At 67.3% G+C, this 1,742-nt stretch carries 1 pseudogene; it reads left to right on the top strand.

The features are described from left to right. Window positions 1-1,742, top strand: a pseudogene (locus tag JCM19049_RS13230) (multifunctional oxoglutarate decarboxylase/oxoglutarate dehydrogenase thiamine pyrophosphate-binding subunit/dihydrolipoyllysine-residue succinyltransferase subunit); the annotation flags it as partial.

Here is a 1,742-nt window from a genome sequence, read left to right as displayed (position 1 = left end):
CCAAGCCGGAAGCCGAGCAAGCAGAATGCCGCGCCGAAAACCGCCCCGATCCCGGCGCAGCCCCAAACCCCAGACTTCGAACCAGTCCTATGGCGAGGAAAAGCGCACCGTGCTGCGCGGGCCGATGAAGCCATCGCCAACAACATGGACGCCAGCCTCACCGTGCCGACCGCCACCACCGTGCGCGCCGTGCCGGCGAAGCTGATGATCGACAACCGCGTGGTCATCAACAACCACCTCAAGCGCACCCGCGGCGGGAAGATCTCCTTCACCCACCTGATCGGCTTCGCCGTGGTGCGGGCGCTGAAGCAGTTCCCGTCGATGAACGTGACCTACGACGTGGTGGACAAGAAGCCCACCGCCGTGCAGCCGGCCCACGTGAACTTCGGCATCGCCATCGACATGCCCAAGCCCGACGGCACCCGCATGCTGGCCGTGCCGAACATCAAGGCCGCCGAAACCCTGAGCTTCAACGAGTTCTGGGCCACCTATGAGGACCTGATCAAGCGCGCGCGGGGCAACAAGCTCACCGCGGACGACTACGCCGGCACCACCGTGTCGCTGACCAACCCCGGCGGCATCGGCACCGTGCACTCGGTGCCGCGCCTGTCCAAGGGCCAGGCCGCGATCATCGGCGTCGGCGCCTGGAGTACCCGGCCGAGTACCGCGGCGCGGCGGAGAAGACCGTCGCCGCCCTGGGCATCGGCAAGCACATCACCCTGACCTCGACCTACGACCACCGCGTCATCCAGGCGCCGGTTCTGGCGAATTCCTGAAGCTGGTCGAGTCGCTGCTGCTGGGTGAGCAGGACTTCTACGACGAGATCTTCGAGCAGCTGCGCATCCCGTACGAGCCGGTGCGCTGGGCCGTGGACAACCAGGTCGACATCGACCTGCAGGTGAACAAGGTCGCCCGGATCCAGCAGCTGATCCACTCCTACCGCGTGCGCGGGCACCTGATGGCGGACATCAACCCGCTGGAGTACGTGCAGCGCAAGCACCCGGACCTGGACATCAAGACCTACGGGCTGACCCTGTGGGACCTGGACCGCGAATGGGTCACCGGCGGGCTGGGCGGCAAGGACCGGATGCTGCTGCGCGACATCCTCGGGGTGCTGCGCGACGCCTACTGCCGCACCACCGGCATCGAGTACATGCACCTGCAGGAGCCGGTGGAGCGCGACTGGTTCCAGTCCAAGCTGGAGCGCCCCTACAGCAAGCCCAGCGCCGAGGAGCAGAAGCGGATCCTGTCCAAGCTCAACGCCGCCGAGGCGTTTGAGACCTTCCTGCAGACCAAGTTCGTCGGGCAGAAGCGCTTCAGCCTGGAAGGCGGCGAGTCGCTGATTCCGCTGCTGGATGCGATCATCTCCGACGCCGCCGACGAGCACCTGAGCGAGGTGGGCATCGGCATGGCCCACCGCGGCCGGCTGAACGTGCTGACCAACATCGCCGGCAAGACCTACGCACAGGTCTTCCGCGAGTTCGAGGGCACCGCCACCCCGGGGTCCGTGCAGGGCTCGGGCGACGTGAAGTACCACCTGGCACCGAGCTCCTACACCTCGGATGCCGGCAACGAGACCAAGGTCTACCTGGCGGCGAACCCCTCGCACCTGGAGGCCGTGGACCCGGTGCTGGAGGGCATCGTGCGCGCCAAGCTGGACCGCCTGGGCTCGCGCAGCGAAGTGCTGCCGATCCTGGTGCACGGCGACGCCGCGTTCGCCGGGCAGGGTGTGGTCTCCGAGG

The organism is Arthrobacter sp. JCM 19049 (assembly GCF_001310435.1).
Note: the sequence above shows the minus strand (reverse complement) of the source record. Positions and strands in the feature narration are given on the sequence as shown.